Below are 17,812 nucleotides of genomic sequence, written 5' to 3' on the forward strand. Positions count from 1 at the left end.
ATTTATTGTTCCTGAGTCGCTCGATCAGATCATTAATAACTAGATGATTTAAGCCAATTCTCCCACTGTTCACTAAGGTTGAAACGCCTTTGACTATGCATTTCCATATCAGAATCGATAATCTGAAAAGGAGGATCCGGATTAAAGGAATGATTCGTCACTTCCTTTAACGCAATTATTCTTCCCCAGAAATGTATGTCAAGATTTGCTAGGGAGTCTCTTCGCAGGCCCATAACCAAAGCAGAAGTGAAGGAGGAGAGTTTAGTCATTCCGGCTATTTGTATGGCTAGCAGACTAACGTCAAGGTCCTTATCTTCAAACCTTTTGATGATAGCTTGGATATAAGTGCCCCATAGTTCTGGATGGTGAAGTATGTGGTAAAGTGCGGCAGAACGAACTCTAGCGTCGATGTCCTGTAAGGCATTCGTCAAATAAGCAGCATCCAAGTAATATTGTTCCTGTGCTGTTTTACATAGTGCCACAGATCGTACGATTGGTGATGTATTGACAAATGCATCGCTCAGTAGTTGCAAACTTCTTTGTGAAAATGGTGTATCAAGTGAAAAAATAACATTCATTGCGTTATCTGCATCGTATTCTGATAATTTCTTCTCTGGTATTGAGCATACCCCCTGCCAACGGGAAAAAGGCGATGACCTATTATTTAATACAGGTCTGCACGTAGAAACCGAAGCCCTGACTGAAACGACTCCTGACCGTAAATCCGACCAGCGCTCATTTTTGAATGAACCACTGATCAACGCATGTTTTACTTGCTCATTTGTCCACTCTGGATGTGCCTGCCAAAGACAGGCGGCAGCACCGAGCACAATTGGTCCTGCAAAAGAAGTGCCATCTATACGGGCATAGCCTTTAGGGACGTTATCAAAATTTTTGAATGGATGCGCAGCTAACATTTCAAGGTCTCCCCATGGAAGTACCAAATTTTCTGCGGGAGCTAATATTTCTGGGATCCATTTTCCTTCAAAAGTTACGCCTCGTGCACAGGGGTATGAATACGCATCCGCTAATCCACCGACATTAGGGATGACAACTCCGCCTACAGATAACACAGATGGGGCACAGGCTTGCGAACATAGACTCGCTGCATCTGTAGAATTTCCAGTAACGGATATTACAAGCATACCTAACTCCGATAATTGCTCACAGAGGACCATACTCTCCTCCAACTGCCATGGCAGCAAAGGATGATGCGGCCTTGTATTGAAGGCAACGAAAAGTCCCTGGATACCGAGTTTCCATCCGGTATCCCTAACCCATTCCAACGATTCCTTAAGAGCAAAATCCTCTACTCCTGTCTTGTATGCAGAAATTAGATAGAGCTCTGCATGTGGAGCCATGCCTGTATAAAGACCATCGGAGAGAGTCCCTGTACCAGCGGCCGCCGCCGCCGCCCAAAGCCCGTGGATCCCTTTCTTCCAGGGACCAGTATAATCGGCTACGATTAACTCAGGTTCAGTAGCACCATGTGCGATACGGACTATAAAACTATTACGCGTTTCGTTTGCAGATATGTCTGGATGGCTAGGGAAATTTGCGTCTATAATAGCAATTTTTACTCCTCGCCCAGTAAGATCACTTGGGACATCCAGAAATTGACGAATAGATGGCCAATTATTTTGCGTAGTCCATTCCTCCATTCAAATGTCAGCATTCTCCAACCAATTAATAACAGTTTATCAGGTTAATCGGATAAATGTCATAGAAAGAAAGATTATAATTAAACTATGCTGCCGTTAGCTAAATGACGCTATAGCCATACATCACGTAGGAAAATCTCTAATTAATCAAGTCGAGATGCTAGCAGCCACTTACCATTAACATATTCAATTTTTATGGTTAATGGATCAGCAGGATCGTCAAGTACTGTTCTATTTAGCTCGATTTCTGCAACACGACCTTTTTGTCCCTTTAGCTTGGCGGAATCAATTAGAAATGTTGTTGCCCATCCACGTCCACCAGTTTCTATGTCTACATAAAGCTTTCCATCATAATCCTTATATCGAGGACGGTCTCCTTTTTCAGGTGTAAGGTAACGAGAATAGAATACTTTTTGGGCGATATCTTTCGTAAATACTTCCTCGACCGTTTTTTTTAAATCCGCTACTGTTTTGACTTTTTCGTCCAGCACCAGGACATACCCAACGTCACCTGGAATCGTTTTCGTCTCATCGACTTTGAACTCATTAGATGTGTTAAACAATCCAACATGTATATTTAATGCCTTCGGTATAAGCTGGTTGAGAATATCCTTTACCTCCTTATCAGACAGTTTTACTGTAGAGTCTACTTTAGTATCTGTTTTTGTGACTTCAGTGTTATGTTCCTTGTCTCCTTTTTCAGATGCCATTTCGCAACCCACACAACCAATAAGTAATACTAAAAGTACTAATAATAAAAAAAGTTTAGTCTGTATTCTTTTCATAAAAACCACCTCTTCCATAATTTATAATGTTACAATTTTCTTGTTTACTAATAAAGAGGGAAAATCGCAGTGAGATGGCTTAACTGGCACATCGGCGCATAATCAAGCAGCCATAGTAAATGCTCCCAACTAAGCACTTTTCAAAAACGCTTAGTCAGCCTGACGAGAGCTTCTGTCCGGTTATACGCCGGCATTGGAGCAGCCAAAGCTCTCCTTCTGCGAAGGCCCATTCAATATCGATGTCCGGGCCAAAAGTATCCTCGCACTTTGCAGCCAGACGGTTCAACTCGCTGCATTGCTTGGCGGTCAGACATAGCGAGTACGCGGCATTGTCTGCCAACTTATGTTGAATCGTACCTTCGTACTGGCCTAATCGAACCGCAACCTCTTTCATGCTAGCCGTCGCTTCCGTAATTCCCCCATTCCGGTTCATTCTGAAGTAATCCGGCGTCACATATCCAGAAGCAACCGCTTCGCCTAGTCCCCAGGTTGCCTCTATTACTCGTTCATCCGCATTCGTGACAGGATTGCGTGTAAACATTATTCCCGACACGTCGGAAGCGATCATTCGTTGTACGATGAGCGCTACTTGTACAGCAGCCACAGCCGCAGTCCCAGCCTCGTCTTCATCTACTGCAGTTGCTCCCTCTCCTCGCCTCATATAGTTACGCAATCGATTCGATTGTGCCGAATTCCAAACGTACCGAATCGCTCGCTCAATTCCTTCGGCGGTCGTCACGTTCAAGCAGGAATGAAACAGTCCAGCATAGCTGGACAGTTCACCATCTTCTTGACTAGCGGACGATCTGACGGAAACTGCACCTAAGGAGTCTAACATAGTCCGGATTTCGCTTTCCAAATTCAGCTCTCCCCTTGCAAATTGCTGAACGGCGGAAGCTGACAACAGATACCCTGTTGGCACCGGCAAACGGTGTTGAAGCGCCTTACCCAAATTCACCGCTTTACGCCCGAATAAATCAACCTCGGTCGCCTCATATAAATGTATCAGATTCATTCATTATCACATCCCATAACGATGCCAGAGATCGCATCTATACGAATTTTTTGACCGTTTATAACAGCTTCTGTTGCATTTCCGCAGCCGACAATACACGTGATGTTAAACTCCCTCGCCAAAATAGCAGCATGGCAAACGATGCCGCCTCGGTCCGTGACAAGTCCTGCAATAAGCTCAGCAACCTCGATGAAATCAGGTGTCGTCATCGTAGTTACGAGAATATCACCCTGTTTTACGTTCCCTAGCTCATCCTTCCTCACTATGACTGCAGCTCTCCCTTCGGCATGACCGGGACAGGCAACTTTTCCGCTCGCAAGAAATAATTCTTCTACAGAGACATTGCTATCTGCTGGTTCAATCTCTTGCCGCTCATTCAAGAGTGCGCGAAGCTCCTTACTCCAAGGCGCTTCGTTGGCATATTTCCCAATCGATTTGCCTAACGCTGCATACAAATGCAATTCGTACATCGCCCGGTCAAAGCACATAATCAATTCGGATGACGTGAGTTGCTCCTGTCTGCCAAGAACTTTGATATAGCTGCTTTTATACGCTGGAATATGCTCGATAAAAACTTCCAATACCGGCGTCGTCTGAGCAATTGCTTCGCGCATCTGCAACTCAAACAGCGACGTCCGTTCAAGCTGATACCTATGAATTTTTTTGTATACATCACGTACCAAAGGCTTAAGCAGTTCAATCTCTTTCTGATACCATATTCTGACTCTGTTGAAAATAACCATCTCCTTTTCATACTTCCAATTAAATCAAAACAAAAAGCCACTGAAAACAAACCAGTGGCTTTAGCGCGCGGAATCACTCTATACTCCAGAGTAGACCCGCACAGATATAAAGCCCTGAGGACAGGAATATCCTCAGGGCTTATTTCGAGATAAGCGAATTAGTTAAATAAAAACATCGCGAGGACCTAATATGATGTTGTTGGCGCTTCGTTTGAAGTTTTTCATTGACCTCACTCCTCAGGGTTAAATTTTTATCAATACATGGCATAGTATACACTTCCAAATATTACCTTGTCAATAGATGCCCCTACTCTCCGAAAAAGGCTGTAAACCAATGAAGCCTGCTCCACCTATATCAAGCTATAACTACCTGTTAGCGTAAAAATAATGGCCGCTCTACAGAAGAGCGACTATTTGAACTTACTTTTTCTCTCTTCAATACAATACAACTAAAGTAACATAAAAAAAGAACCATCCCTAGAAACCCTAGAACGGTTCTTTTTTAATCCCATCTAATATCATAACGTTCATTAGGAAGGTTTAATATATGGCCATTATTGCTGCTAACCCTATCATTGTTTAACCATGTTTGGCCGGTTTCTCTAGTGTCTCTAGTTCAAACTGTTTCACCACTAGCAAAGCATTGGTGGAAGTATTGACTTTCCCTATTCACCTTGTGATATTGATTCGATCTTTGGGAGCTTTCAAAGGAACAATCAGCTCATGTTCGACACCTCCGTGTTTAGCGCTGTGAATGAACAAGATTAGCATCAAGTTAGACTGCGAGGCTTTTTCATAACTGACATCGAAGCGAAAACGGCCCCATTCCGGCGCGCTCACTCCAGCCATCTCGTTCCCTTCGGCAAGTATGGTGTGTCCGTCTTCTAGCGTCCAGCTAAAAGCGGCTTCGAATACGCGAGCTTCGCCCTCAACTGTGAAAGTGGGGCCAGCTTCTGTCCCCAACTGGGGCGAAAATACGCGAAAAGCATCATTTTCCACCACAGGAATCGAGACGGATTGTCCGGAGCGGGCGTCAATTTTCAGGGTGACGAATTGATCGACCATTTCGTGCTGGACGAGTTCTATATTCCAGTTTCCGTTCTTCGCATCGAGTGAGACTAATTTGATAGCCCTTGCAGCGGTCGGCTCGGTCAGTGATTGCAGTGCGGCTTGTACGGCTTCAGATTGACCGATCATGTCTTCTGGAACCACTTGCGTAGCATCATGCATGATGATTTTGGCGGCAGTGGTCTGTGCCGGGTACGATTCTTGGACTGCCCCTGAGTGCCACGCTTCCACTTCTGCGCCGATCGCCATATTCTCAGGCTGAACGTTCTGGCCGCCGCTGTTCTGCAGTACCGTCTGCTCGTTCACCGTGAACCAAAAGGCATCGATATAGGCAGAGCCATTTTTTTCAACGTAAGCCGTGATTAACCAACGGTTCCCTTCCTTTTGAATAATGTTCCCCTTGTCAAACACTTTGACCGATTTGGTCTCCTTTACGGATACAGGGCTCACTGTAGAGTCCCCCGAAACGCTTCCCTGGCCACATGATGCCAATAGGGTAGCCATACAAATCAAAACGAGAAAAAGAAACCCTTTTTGTTGTCTCATGTTCCTCAACTCCTTTGAAAGTCAGACGTAGCATGATTCTCAAAAGTTTCAGAATCGCTAATTCTAAACGATTATTACAGAATTCTGCTTATTAGCAAGGAGAAAGTAGCTAGTTTATATATTTTACATGAGTACCCTTATACAAAACTGATATTGCCGCTGCTATAAGGATCATACCCATAAAAGCAGGTGCAGCATGACCAAGTGATACATAGATTTGACCTCCAATGATAGGCCCAATCATTCTTGCTAAAGCCTGAATAGATTGGCTACCTCCTTGAATCCTTCCTTGTTCACTAGCATCGACAGACTTGGAGAGCATCCCATTGAATGAAGGGCCAAAGATCGAATCACCAAAACCAAATATAAACATTCCAGCGATAAGAAGAGGATAGAATGAGAACAAAGCAGATAGCGCAATAAAACTGTAGCCTACAATCTCTGAAACCATTCCAAGAATTGCTATCTGTTTATCACTAAGTTTTATCAGAAGCTTTGGCATTATGAATCCTTGTGAAATGATGTCTTGGATGCCCATAATTGAAAACATAAGTCCGATTAGTGCAGGCTTCCAACTAAAAGTATCCATTGTAAATTGCGAAAAAACTGCCTGTAAAGATCCGTTGGGTATCCAAAGTAAGAACGCTGAGATAAGTAGCCTTTTTAAGTTTTTCATGGAAAGTATGTTTACAAGCTGTGTAAATGGATTCAGTCTTACGAAGGTAATCTTTTTCAGCCTATTATTCCTGTCAAGGCTCTCAGGCATAAAAAAGAATCCATAAACAACATTCAATAAAGTTACTATTGCTCCAAAATACATGGGTACAGAATAACCAGACTTGGCAAGTAATCCGCCTAGAGTTGGGCCAATGACGGTGCCTACCCCTACTACCGCACTCACCCATCCAAAGTATTTTGTTCTCTGTTCTGGAGGAATGATATCTGCAAAATAAGCGAAGATAGTGCCTATGCTGCCGCCTGTTATACCTTCTATTATGCGTCCAGCAAATAGTGCCCATAGAGCTCCTCCTATGCCAAAAACAATGTACCCGATTGCGGAACCCAAAAGGCAAACTAAGAGCAATGGACGACGGCCATATTTGTCGCTCAAAGCTCCAAGTCCGGGGGCCGCAAAAAACACGCAGAATGCATAAACAGAGGTCAGCAACGTAACAACTATAGCTTGTTCTCCCGGATTGCTTGTATAAGGCTGTACTAAGAACGGAACGACAGGCATTATGATACTGAAGCCTATTCCGCAAAGAAACACAGAGATAAGCCCGAATATTAAAGCGTGTTTATCTATGGTTTGTTCTGTGTTCTGTTCATTGTGGGATCTAGATATGGACATTTAAATTCTCTCCTCAAAGGTTGCATTATTGATTCCTTGGCAACAAAATCATCGTATTACAATTTTGTTTCCTTGTCAACAAATTAATGCCAATAAAAAGGCAGCCCGTTCTCAATAGAGCCCGGCTGCCTGTGTTTCATTTTCAGTATTCAAATTTATTCCGACTTCATATCTATACCCAGTTTCTCTATTTCTGTATCCAAATGCCTACTATACTTTTCCATGAAGCTAAGCATACTGTCAAATTGTTCCTCGGTCACCTGCTCAAATATGGCTTTATCCCGCTCTTGAAACTCTTTGTGCAGGTCCTCATGGATTTTATAAATTGCTTTCCCTTGCTCAGTAAGACTAAAATAGATTTCTTTCTTGTTATCCGACTTCTGGTAGCTGTTGATAAGGCCTTTTTGTATGAGCTTCTTAGTTAATTTACTTATGGCACCGCGAGTCATATAAAAGGACTCCGCAAGTTTTGTCACGTTGGATTCTACATTTTTTTCAATGTATTCGATGCAATGAACCTCAGAAGACTTATAACCCTTAAGACTGTCTTCCATCTTATCCTTATTAAGCCAAACCATCTTGTTATATAAGTCCCTAAACCTCACTATGACCTGTTCTTCTTTGTTCATGGCCTGTCCTCCCCACTTTTACAGAGTTCAACTTCCTATATCAATTCTATAGTGGAAAGCCGTATTTCTTTGTCGCTCACATAAATCCCTCTTAATTATAACCTCCTTATTATAGCATATTTTGTTATGTTCATTATTGTTGAATGTCGATCTACCCCTTTCTTTCGCATGGTGGAGAGCTACGTGGGTTTCATAATTGTGAAGAATACGCTAATCAATTCACTTGGGGTTGAACCTGTTTCAGTAAGGTTGTTATCTTTTCAAAATCATTCAATTCCCCTACCAGCATCTCCTTAATGATTCCATTCTCATCGATAAGCAATGACAAAGGCAGACTAGTAACTTTATATGCTTTTTTCACGTTCTCCTCTAGATCTAACAGGATCGGGAACTTCAGATCATAACGATTTGCAAACTTTTGTACAGTTTCATTTTTTTCTCCCACATTGACAGCTACAATTTCCACACCATCAATAAGCTTATAAGCCTCATTCATAAGAGGCAGTTCATTTACACAAGGATTGCACCATGTTGCCCAGAAATTTAGGATAACTCCTTTCCCCCTATAGTCGGTTAACTGTATTTCTTGACCATTCAATGAGGTTAACGCAAAATTCGGGGCGGTTTGGCCTACTTGAATCACTTTGCGAACCTCGCTCTTTGTCTGCAGAATTGCATAACCAATAGCATAAAGAACAAGGATAAGCAGAAATGTTTGCATGCCTTTTGACCTTATTATTTTCTTCATCTTAATCCCCCTCTGTCCCAATTTTCACAATTCTGTCAAACGCATACCTGAGAATGAGTAATTAGAGTCATATGTGATTTCACAAAAGTTACCTTATAATAAAAATTATTTTGTAAAAATTGTGTAAAAAGGGAGCCGTAAAACATGAGCGCTAGGCCAACTGAGCATTTCAAGCCTTCAACACCACAAGCCCGCAAGAAGACTGCAGCCAAATGGCTGCCTTACCTTTATCAATCCGTATGGAGGTGGCATTTTTACGCCGGAATCATTTTTGCACCGTTCCTGATCATTCTGGCATTCAGCGGATCCATGTATTTATTCAAGCCGCAAATTGAGGGATATCTTTATAAAGATATGCTGACCGTACGGGAAGTGGGCTCGGCGGCTATGCCGTATACAGACCTGATCGAGAAAACCGTTCGTGCCTACCCTGGAACGAGCATATCCTCTATTACGCTTACCGATAATCTGGAGTCTACGATCAAACTATCCGCCAGCCGAAACGGAACTGCTACGACGATGTACGCCGACCCATATACCGGAAACATTACCGGAATGCTGAATAGCGACAAAACCTTCTCTGCTTTCTTCAAAAAAATGCATAGCCAGCTTCTCTTGAAGGGTACCTGGGCGAACCGACTGGTAGAGCTTTCCGCTTGTTGGGCGGTCATACTGACGGTTACAGGACTATATTTGTGGTGGCCGCGAAACAAAGCTGCGATCTGGGGCACCATTCTGCCCAGACTCGGGAAACGTGGCAGTCGTACTTTCTGGAGGGATATCCATGCCGTCCCCGCTTTCTGGCTCTCGCTCTGTATGCTGGTTCTGATAGCCAGCGGCCTGCCTTGGTCTGGTGTCTTAGGCGGACAAATCGACAGGCTGGCAAATGCGACAAATACTAATTATCCGCCATTCGCATTGAGTTTTTTGGCGAAGCCGGAATCTGTGACCGTTGCGAAAGATATAGCGGACGACGTACCCTGGGCTGTGGAGAATGTCCCTGTCCCCGTTTCGGCAAGCGGTGGTTATTTACCGCTGAATGTCAACGAAATTGCTTCCATTGCCGACAAGCAGAGTGTTCGCAAGCCTTATACTATCTCCATGCCGCAAGGCGAAACTGGCGTGTATACGATCTCTACCGCCCATGAAAGACCCGGACGGGACGCCACACTGCATGTCGATCTATACAGCGGAGCTGTGCTCACAGACGTCCGGTATGGAGATTACGGCATCATGGCCAAAGTCATTTCGTTAGGTATCGCTCTGCACGAAGGCAGATTATTTGGAGTCGTCAATCAAATGCTTGGACTACTGACCTGCATGGGAGTGATTCTTATTGCAATCAGTTCCTATTTCATGTGGCGAAAGCGCAAGCCTGACGGCAAGCTTGGAGCTCCAGAAAAGCCAAAGGACAAGCGATTTACAATCGGTGTACTGGGTATCATGCTGATCTTTGGCATCCTGATGCCATTAGTAGGCTTATCTATTCTGGTCATTCTGATATTGGATTTGTTAGTAATTCAAAGAATTCGGCCGCTTAAGCAGTGGTTCTCAGCATAGGAGGAGATCATTTCATGTTACCCATACTAAAACGCACTGCAACTGGTCTAGGAATGTTCGTGATTGTGGCTATTCTTGGCGGTTGTACAGCTAATGTCAGTTCAGCAGATAAGAACGGCCTTATCCCACACTTGACAGTTGATCTGCAAGTTGCTGCGAACATCGAGTCTGGAGATGTCAGAACCTTCTCGATTGAGGTTAAGCAGGGTGACCAGCCATTCGAAGATGCCGAACAGGTTGAATTTGAAGTTTGGCCTGAAGAAAACAAAGAAGCAACTATGATCTTGTCAGGTCAAAAGAAAGGACCTGGAATCTATTCGGTGAATCAAACGTTTGCTGAAGAAGGGCTATATATTGTAAAATGCCGCGTAACTTCAAAAGATTATCAGTTGATGCCATCTAAACGTTTCGCGGTTGGAGATGTGGCTTTACAGCAGTTGGTTATAAAGGAACAACAAAGCGAACCTGGAGCGCTTGCTCCCACCGAAACCGGTGGCCATCATCATTAGCATCATCATTAGGCCTGGAAGTATGAAAACGGGCAAAAAGGCATTAATGAGCTGCACTTGAAGCCAAGTAGAGCCGCAACGTGCGCAGGGAACTGTGCGTTTAGCGGCTCTTTTCTGTTATTTGCGTTTACTTGTGATACCAAACAATTCGGCAAATGCATCCTGTAAGCCCGTCGAACCAAGTTGTCCGCGTATTTCCTCCCCTGTACCCTCCAACTCTACAGAACCTCCGCGAAGGAAGACGATATGATCGGCTAGTACCTCTGCGATTTGCAGCTGGTGAGTTGAAAATAAAACCGTTTGTCCATTAGCGGCCGCTTTGTGAACGAGTTGAACGAAAGTTTCCATCCAATAGGGATCCAGACCATTGGTCGGTTCATCCATCACAAGAAGCGGGGAACGGGACAATAAAGCTTGAGCAAATAAAATCCGCTGCCGCATTCCCTTGGAGAAGGAGGAAACAGGCTTGGTACCGGTCTCTTCAAGTCCGACTTCGGCCAGCACCTCAGCTGCGCGTTGTTCAGTCAGTCCTCTTAATTTCGCCCAAAATGTCATGGTCTCTTTGGCAGTAAGCCCTGCGCTGAAGCGATAGTCATCCGGCATATATCCAATCAACTCCGCAAAGCGTTTACGGTTATCCTTCCAGCGCAGCCCGCCTACTGTTATATCGCCCTGATCAGGCTGCAGAATTCCTGCTATCATACGCAAAATCGTACTTTTACCAGCACCATTTCCTCCACACAAAGCAAGAATCTGCCCCTGTGCAACCTGGACATTCAAATCTTGGATAATGACTTGTTTTTTTAGAATTTTCTGAACGCCTTTTATCTGTACGAACACTTCAGACACGCGTCCTCCCCCTTTCCCACAACCAATTGGCCGTACCTGCTGCGATACCGATCCACAGAATAGAGACCGCGATGAACCCAAGAGTTCCGGCTGGACGGCGAATCCATTTGATCCATTCATAATATTCGGGTCCAAGTACAGAGCCTCCTCCGAGCTTCACCACAACAAACAAACGCGATAATTCAGCCGGGTTCAGTAAGGTAAGCACGGAAATGGCTGGTTTGACCCACAAATAAGGCATCATGCCCAGCGAGGCAATAAGCAGCGGCGGCCAGCCGATAATGGCAAAAAACCATATGGCCACAGCAACCGTCAATGCTTGCCACCGATTTCTTGCCAAGGTGCCTACCAGAAAGGAAATGGCCAGAAAGAGCAAGGCGAGACTACTGGAAAAGACCAAAAGCAGCAAATAAGTCTGGATTTCGAAATCGCTGCCCGTGATCCAGCCGACTAATCCTGCGAACCCAAAGCCGAGGGCGACGATGGCCAGGAGTACAACCGCAAGACCCGCATATTTGCCGGTCATAAACGCCCCTGTGCTGATTGGATAAGTTGAAAGCAGCTCCCAGTTGCCATCCTCCTTTTCTCCAGTCAAAGAAAAAGCTCCAAGCATTAAGGTCATTAAAGGCAGCAGATATAAAATAAGGTTGAGCATCGTACCGGTAACGCCAGAATAGCCCTGTACGTAGCCTTGCGCATTTATCAGCAGCAGACACAGCATAAATAGAGAAAAAAGACCCATAAATGAATAGGCCCATGGATTGCGAAATCCCATTTTAATTTCTCTAACTGCAACATGTAGGATGTCATTCACGATTGATTTTCCTTTGTACCGTGATCCTTCTCCGCATCTTTTCCTTCATTATGACTGCTGTCAGGACTCTCATGGCTGCCTTCCGAGGATTCATGCTCGCCCATATCCATCATGTCACGATTAACCTCCCACTTATGGGCGGCGAGTTCTTCCGCAGTCATCATCTTTCCTTTTCCCTGTTCGTCGATAAATGCCTTGGCAGCGGCCTCTTCCTCAAATGAAATGATACCGTAGGCCATCGGTGTTTTGTAGGAAGCATCGTAGACATAATATGCCTTTTCATAGTTCAGCCATTGTCTGCTGCCGTAATCGCGAACAAAGGAAGCGCCGATCGTATCTGTGCCATTTTTAACCTTCCATTCATTCATACAGCCGATATCATCAAACTTGAGCGACTGGCCATCCTTTGTAATGATTTGTGTGGCAAAAGCATCATCTTTAATGGCCATGTTGCAGATCACACAGCGATCCGTGTCTTCATTGATGGCTTGTGGTTGATATTCCTTTTTCCCGCATGCGGCAATAATCACTGTGATTAATATCAGGAACACCAACAAGCTTAACTGTTTCATTTTCATATTTTTCGTCTCCTTGCTGCTAGTAGAAGTGAGATTGTTGAGCTCGAGAGCAACATTCCGATCAAACCTGTCTGGACGCCAGAGGAGCCCTTGTCATCCAAACGTGTGGAAACGGGCGGCACCATTAGTGGTGAATAATCTGTTGTCCATAAGCTTTGCTTCGATTGATACAAGCTTTCAAGAAACATCATGCCAGGCGATTGAAAAAAAAGCTGAAAGGCAGGTCTTTTCTTAATTAAACCCTGAAAAAAAGGGTTAATGCCATAGCTGATGTCGCTTTTCCCGTCCCCGTCCGTGTCAATTCCGCGAAACGAGTCCCAGAAGTTTCCCGTTATGTCGTTGTTCGTGCTGTTTTGTGCCTGTGCATCTGCGACATTTCCTGAAAAAAGGTTGCCGTTAATAGCATTCAGCTCGGAACCAAGGAGCTGAATGCCGATAAAATTATCGATGACCTCGTTGCTTTCAATACGATTGTTTGCTGATTCTTCAACAAACAGGCCAACACGGTTTCCTTCTACAAGGTTCTCCCGGATTAAAGTGTTATGTGCATCGTAAAGCAGAATACCTTGGGAGTTGACGTTCTCATTTTGTTTCGTAAAGGTATTGTTCACTACTTCTACATCCTGGGTTGCCATGACCATGGCTCCCGTGATGTTCATATGACTGGAATTTTCACGAATGATAGTCCCCTTCGTATACATACAGTGAACTCCGTAGCGCGATAGCTCGATATGATTTCCAATCACCATATTTTCATCGCTGTTCTCCAGATAGATCCCATCATGCACGCGTTTGATGATATTACCGGTCAAACGGTTGCGATGTGCGTTATACAGATCGATGCCATTTCCTTTATTGGACATTTTGACAGCTTCTCCCTCTTCAAGAAGACTCCATGCTATGGTATTCTCAAGGACTTGTCCTTCATTTGCATCCTGCATCACAATTCCATAGGATCCGGTTCGAATATCCAACTGCTCCAGCAGTACTCTATCGCCTGTAACCAGAACGGAAGGAGCTTGTTTAATAGCATCATCTCTGATGTGAAGACCGACAACTGCCACGTTATCGGTGTCGATGTGAAGCGCAGGCTGATCACTGTTATTGGTCAGAACAACCGTGTTATCCTGCTCTGCCTCCAAACGAAGCGGCTTGGTAATGACCAACGGCCCTTCATAAGTACCCGGAGGCAGAGTAATCGTTTCTCCGGCCTGCGCACGATCGATTCTTAGCTGCAGCTTCTGCTGATCAGCCGCCGTTGTCTTAGAAGGGATTCCGCTAAACACGATGCCTGTCAGGAACAGAGCTAGTACCATTTTCTGAATACGTATCATTGCACGTCCACCTGTTTTTTCTTGGTGATATGAAGGTCGTCTACATATAAATGGAGATATACCTCATAAAGCCCCGCTTTTTCGAACGTGTATGTTCCCATAAAGACGCCATTACCTTTGTTTTCTGCATCTACCATCTTAGGCTTGTCATCCACCCGGATATCAAACGTGACTTGGGTCGAATCGGCAAACTCAGCTCCCGTGAAATCTGCTTTAAGCTCCACCGGTTTTCCAGAGACTGCAGGAGCAGGTACGGTTGATAGCGATACCTCTATGGCCGAAGGATCGATTGGAGCTGGCTCTGAAGAACACGCGGTTAGCAATCCGATAATCAGCAATGCGGCCAAAAGCAAATGGAGTGTCTTGGTCATCCACTCACCACCCCTCTGAACAATATTGTCCGATCTAATTATATCAAGTGGATATGATTCATCCAATGACTACATCGGGCTATATCTATCCAGAAAAAGCCATGAGTTTTGACAAAGCAGCAACAATTCTTGGCCCTGCGGCGTGTATGTTGGATGGAATATTATGGGTGGATTTGTATATAGACGGCTCATATTATTTATATTTGGGGAGGGCTTCGACATGGACAAGAATTCTGTTTATAAAACAAACAGCTTCTATTGGGATACAAAAGGAAATGACTTCTTAGAAGCAATCGTGCTTCCTTTTTATGGAGCATATGTCTCAGAAGAACAATGCCAACTTTTTGGCGATGTCTCAGGGAAAAAGATGCTGGAGATAGGCTGTGGAAGTGGCCAATCCTTGCAATATCAGGGGGAACGCAAAGCATCTGAACTATGGGGTTTGGATTTATCTGAAAACCAAATCGAAAAGGTAAGGCAACATTTGATGGCGTGCGGTCTTTTCAGCAAAATTGATCTGTTCTCCGATAGCTTAATCAATGACTAGCTTTAATACATTGCCATTCAAATTCAACATTTCCCATAGTTCTATCTAATCTTTATCTGAGCATCCAATCGAAATATTATAGACATTCAGTTAAACATCCAATGCCATAAGTTCCAATTTAACCGGGAAGCTATATCCCAATGACGCTAACAACATCATAGCTTCCTTATCCTGTTCATTCACCAACGTCTCAACTTCGTTTCGACCGTTCTTAATGTGGTACTCAAAACCCTTTGTTATGAGAAACTTACCCAACCCTTTATTACGCCATCGCGGAATTACGAATAATCTATCAACTGCACCAGTTTGCCAACACATAACGCTGCCAACAAGTTCATCGCCTTCAAATGCAGAAATGGTATGTAACTCTGGACCACCCATCATCCATTCCAACATATTTACACTTCTGTATACAACACCTTGATAAAATTGATTTTCTAATTCGGTATATTTAATTCTTTCCTCTTTGGATTCCATCGGATGGAAATTGACATTAACTCCAACAGGTGTTCTGACTTCAGGTATGGGTTCTTCAAGTGAACGCTGTGCTTTATAATATGTTTGATAAGGGAGAAAGCCCTTTTCTTCGCAAAACCCTCTATCACCATAAAAGTCTTTCCACGCAACCAACTTTGTTTTCTTGTTTAGATTACGGAATTTTTCACAGGTATTTATGAATATAGGGTAAAGAGCCATTCTTACGTCATTCATACGATTTAAAGCTAATTCATTAGTAGGCATTTCGATTTCGAATACATCATGATCATCAGCTATCCCATGTCGTAAGTATCCCACACAAATTAATATACCGTCCTCATTAAATACACAACTCATTCTTTGATGACTGTAATCTTTATTGTACTTAAAAAGTATCCACGCTTTGTGACTTAAATTTTTAACGGTATCCTCTAATTCAGTACAATATGGACGAACGTGTAATGCCATCCTAATGTCCTCCCTGAACGGTGTTTTTTCAATCATAGCAAAGGAAACAGTTTAAAAAAATATAAAGTATAATTCTGAATCATTTATTACACAAAAAATCACACCATGAGATCTGATGTGATTTCTATGACCTATTTTTTTGAATAAATGATCTTTTTAATACTATCGTTGGAGAGACAGAATTGTTCAGAGAGTTCATCTATCGTTGCACCATCGATATAATGTTGACGTATTGCTTCATTTCTGAGGCTTAAATGTTTTCTACTTCCTGAATTTTCGCCCCATTTCTTTCGTTGTCCTTCAGGGGTTGGGATGTAAACCATGCTTCCGTGGATATATTTCTGTATTTCCTTTAAAAGTTCTTCTGGAAAAATGATATCTGCGTTTACATACTTCATGATAGCTCTGCTCCTTAAAATTAAATATAATTTAAGGTTGCAAAGTCTATCCTATAAACAATTATCACAAACGCTGATATTAAGGCGGTAAAATAAATTCTGGCTCCACACAAACAACCGCCGTTGTTTATAGATCAAGACTTTGCATGGAGCAGATCGTAAATTTACCCATAATCTGAGACCTCTCTTTCAAAAATCAACAGTGTCTAATTCTATGCCAAATATTACATTCGATAATATTTGACTGATTCCTGCACCTAATGTAAATGTTACTATTTTATCATTGAAATTTCTCAAACTCGTTTTTTAGCCAGATCTGATTTAATTGAGCTTCTTGAGATACAATTACTGTTCAAGTCCTTCAAAATTACATCGCCAATCAGACACCCATGCGGGAAAATACCCTAAACGTTGAGCTACTCTCTGTGAAGCAATGTTACTGGCGATTACGTCATAACTAGGTATCTCTCCACGTTCCAAAATTTCAAAAGTTAACCTGTTTACAAGATAACTAGCTAATCCCAAATTACGATATTTGGGTAATACTTCTATGCCAATTTACCACAGTTTTGCACAGGTTTTGCTTGCTCCTGCCACACCAACAATTTCCCCATCTTGCTTTGCAAGCATAGCTAGATCAGTCTGCCAGGGAAGATTCGTATCATATATAATAGCTTCATTGAATCTTGTAACATCAAATAAACTGACCACTTCTTCTCGCTTAATCAGTTCAAATGAAAAAAAATTCGGCGGTGACATCGGCTTAATTCTTTTTACATCAGGCAGAAAATGCAAGTAGAGACCTCTGATAAATGGTAAGGAGAACTGCCCTTTAGCTTAACGCCCCACGAGCCTAAGACATTTATTCAATTATCGGTCCGTGTTAGCGGAACGTTTAAGCTATCTCTCCTCAGTTCTAGGGTTTGTGAACAAACCGATAATTTCTATAATCTCGGCTTCAGCAACACGTCTTGGTCCCTCCATGAAATAACCTTTTAGTCCTACTTTAATATCATGAATATGCCTTTCCTCTCGTGCTTTAGGAAACATTATCCACATCCTAGCGGTACCTAATTCTAATACTGAACGTGACTCATTAATAATTATTTCTCCGTTCTCGTCTTCGAACTCTGGGTGAATCACTCTCAACTCTATCTTTGTCTTTAAAAAATCACCTTCTAAAGCAAAATCACTTCTATAGCCTTGTCGAGGAAGTGTTTTCCTACCTCCTTCTTCTTGCGTAAAAAATCTATACTTCACTTTAAAATCAGGTGGAAACCCGCGAATTACTTCATTCGATACCCACAAATGAATACCCCCCAAAATGTTTTTAATAAGTTATTCTCTGCATTAGAGTTATT

20 protein-coding genes and 1 pseudogene are annotated in these 17,812 nt (G+C 43.2%); 3 read left to right on the top strand and 18 right to left on the bottom strand.

Features of this window, described 5'->3' with window-relative positions; all coding sequences use genetic code 11:
• Positions 1 to 32: 32 nt before the first annotated feature.
• From J2Z66_RS05370 to resA, 8 genes are all read right to left on the bottom strand, one after another.
• The gene (locus tag J2Z66_RS05370) at positions 33 to 1,661 is read right to left on the bottom strand and encodes a S8 family serine peptidase (RefSeq protein ID WP_209970356.1); all 1,629 of its coding nucleotides are present in this window, start codon (positions 1,659 to 1,661) and stop codon (positions 33 to 35) included.
• A 143-nt stretch (positions 1,662 to 1,804) separates the two neighbouring features.
• The gene (locus J2Z66_RS05375; protein ID WP_209970357.1) at positions 1,805 to 2,446 is read right to left on the bottom strand and encodes a hypothetical protein; all 642 of its coding nucleotides are present in this window, start codon (positions 2,444 to 2,446) and stop codon (positions 1,805 to 1,807) included.
• A gap of 154 nt (positions 2,447 to 2,600) precedes the next feature.
• Positions 2,601 to 3,461, bottom strand: coding sequence for a PEP/pyruvate-binding domain-containing protein (locus J2Z66_RS05380; protein WP_209970358.1), 861 nt, complete (start codon positions 3,459 to 3,461; stop codon positions 2,601 to 2,603).
• Complete coding sequence (locus J2Z66_RS05385; protein ID WP_209970359.1) at positions 3,458 to 4,204, bottom strand: PEP-utilizing enzyme; 747 nt, start codon at positions 4,202 to 4,204, stop codon at positions 3,458 to 3,460. Before J2Z66_RS05385 ends, J2Z66_RS05380 begins: the two co-directional genes overlap by 4 nt.
• 669 nt (positions 4,205 to 4,873) lie before the next feature.
• Positions 4,874 to 5,818: a Gmad2 immunoglobulin-like domain-containing protein gene (locus J2Z66_RS05390; RefSeq protein WP_209970360.1), complete on the bottom strand. Its 945-nt coding sequence runs from the start codon at positions 5,816 to 5,818 to the stop codon at positions 4,874 to 4,876.
• Positions 5,819 to 5,927: 109 nt separating this feature from the next.
• The gene (locus J2Z66_RS05395) at positions 5,928 to 7,169 is read right to left on the bottom strand and encodes an MFS transporter (protein ID WP_209970361.1); all 1,242 of its coding nucleotides are present in this window, start codon (positions 7,167 to 7,169) and stop codon (positions 5,928 to 5,930) included.
• 155 nt (positions 7,170 to 7,324) lie between these two features.
• Complete coding sequence (locus J2Z66_RS05400) at positions 7,325 to 7,798, bottom strand: MarR family transcriptional regulator (RefSeq protein WP_209970362.1); 474 nt, start codon at positions 7,796 to 7,798, stop codon at positions 7,325 to 7,327.
• A gap of 214 nt (positions 7,799 to 8,012) precedes the next feature.
• Positions 8,013 to 8,546 carry a thiol-disulfide oxidoreductase ResA gene (gene resA, locus J2Z66_RS05405; protein WP_209970363.1) on the bottom strand — a complete coding sequence of 178 codons (534 nt, stop codon included), beginning with the start codon at positions 8,544 to 8,546 and terminating at the stop codon, positions 8,013 to 8,015.
• Positions 8,547 to 8,690: 144 nt separating this feature from the next.
• On the opposite strand from resA, the gene J2Z66_RS05410 reads away from it, so the two are divergent.
• Positions 8,691 to 10,106, top strand: a complete 1,416-nt coding sequence (locus J2Z66_RS05410; RefSeq protein WP_209970364.1) for a PepSY-associated TM helix domain-containing protein — start codon at positions 8,691 to 8,693, stop codon at positions 10,104 to 10,106.
• 14 nt (positions 10,107 to 10,120) lie between these two features.
• A complete protein-coding gene (locus tag J2Z66_RS05415; protein WP_209970365.1) occupies positions 10,121 to 10,615 on the top strand; it encodes a FixH family protein in 495 nt (164 codons plus the stop codon).
• 117 nt (positions 10,616 to 10,732) lie between these two features.
• On the opposite strand, the gene J2Z66_RS05420 is transcribed toward J2Z66_RS05415, so the two are convergent.
• From J2Z66_RS05420 to J2Z66_RS05440, 5 genes are read right to left on the bottom strand one after another with little or no spacing between them, the layout of a single operon-like run.
• On the bottom strand, positions 10,733 to 11,464 hold the full coding sequence (locus J2Z66_RS05420; RefSeq protein ID WP_209970366.1) for an ABC transporter ATP-binding protein: 732 nt from the start codon (positions 11,462 to 11,464) through the stop codon (positions 10,733 to 10,735).
• Complete coding sequence (locus J2Z66_RS05425; RefSeq protein WP_312894398.1) at positions 11,457 to 12,278, bottom strand: ABC transporter permease; 822 nt, start codon at positions 12,276 to 12,278, stop codon at positions 11,457 to 11,459. The genes J2Z66_RS05420 and J2Z66_RS05425 overlap by 8 nt, the downstream gene beginning before the upstream one ends.
• Entirely contained in the window at positions 12,275 to 12,856 is a 582-nt protein-coding gene (locus J2Z66_RS05430; protein ID WP_245375305.1) for a nitrous oxide reductase accessory protein NosL, read from the bottom strand. The genes J2Z66_RS05425 and J2Z66_RS05430 overlap by 4 nt, the downstream gene beginning before the upstream one ends.
• Complete coding sequence (locus J2Z66_RS05435; RefSeq protein WP_209970367.1) at positions 12,853 to 14,190, bottom strand: right-handed parallel beta-helix repeat-containing protein; 1,338 nt, start codon at positions 14,188 to 14,190, stop codon at positions 12,853 to 12,855. Before J2Z66_RS05435 ends, J2Z66_RS05430 begins: the two co-directional genes overlap by 4 nt.
• A complete protein-coding gene (locus J2Z66_RS05440; RefSeq protein ID WP_209970368.1) occupies positions 14,187 to 14,561 on the bottom strand; it encodes a FixH family protein in 375 nt (124 codons plus the stop codon). The genes J2Z66_RS05435 and J2Z66_RS05440 overlap by 4 nt, the downstream gene beginning before the upstream one ends.
• Positions 14,562 to 14,724: 163 nt before the next feature.
• Between J2Z66_RS05440 and J2Z66_RS05445 the strand changes: the two are divergent.
• A pseudogene (locus tag J2Z66_RS05445) lies at positions 14,725 to 15,091 on the top strand (class I SAM-dependent methyltransferase); the annotation flags it as partial.
• Positions 15,092 to 15,198: 107 nt separating this feature from the next.
• On the opposite strand, the gene J2Z66_RS05450 reads toward J2Z66_RS05445, so the two are convergent.
• From J2Z66_RS05450 to J2Z66_RS05465, 5 genes are all read right to left on the bottom strand, one after another.
• Positions 15,199 to 16,053: a GNAT family N-acetyltransferase gene (locus J2Z66_RS05450; RefSeq protein WP_209970369.1), complete on the bottom strand. Its 855-nt coding sequence runs from the start codon at positions 16,051 to 16,053 to the stop codon at positions 15,199 to 15,201.
• Between the two features lie 131 nt (positions 16,054 to 16,184).
• Positions 16,185 to 16,451 (bottom strand): CD3324 family protein, encoded by a 267-nt coding sequence (locus J2Z66_RS05455; protein ID WP_209970370.1) that lies wholly within the window; start codon positions 16,449 to 16,451, stop codon positions 16,185 to 16,187.
• 345 nt (positions 16,452 to 16,796) lie between these two features.
• Positions 16,797 to 17,009 carry a GNAT family N-acetyltransferase gene (locus J2Z66_RS42430; protein WP_312894448.1) on the bottom strand — a complete coding sequence of 71 codons (213 nt, stop codon included), beginning with the start codon at positions 17,007 to 17,009 and terminating at the stop codon, positions 16,797 to 16,799.
• Entirely contained in the window at positions 17,010 to 17,246 is a 237-nt protein-coding gene (locus tag J2Z66_RS42435; protein WP_245375307.1) for a hypothetical protein, read from the bottom strand.
• Between the two features lie 105 nt (positions 17,247 to 17,351).
• Positions 17,352 to 17,759 (bottom strand): hypothetical protein, encoded by a 408-nt coding sequence (locus tag J2Z66_RS05465; RefSeq protein ID WP_209970371.1) that lies wholly within the window; start codon positions 17,757 to 17,759, stop codon positions 17,352 to 17,354.
• Positions 17,760 to 17,812: the final 53 nt, after the last annotated feature.

The sequence above is a fragment of the Paenibacillus eucommiae genome (assembly GCF_017874215.1).
GTDB classification, from domain to species: domain Bacteria; phylum Bacillota; class Bacilli; order Paenibacillales; family NBRC-103111; genus Paenibacillus_AI; species Paenibacillus_AI eucommiae.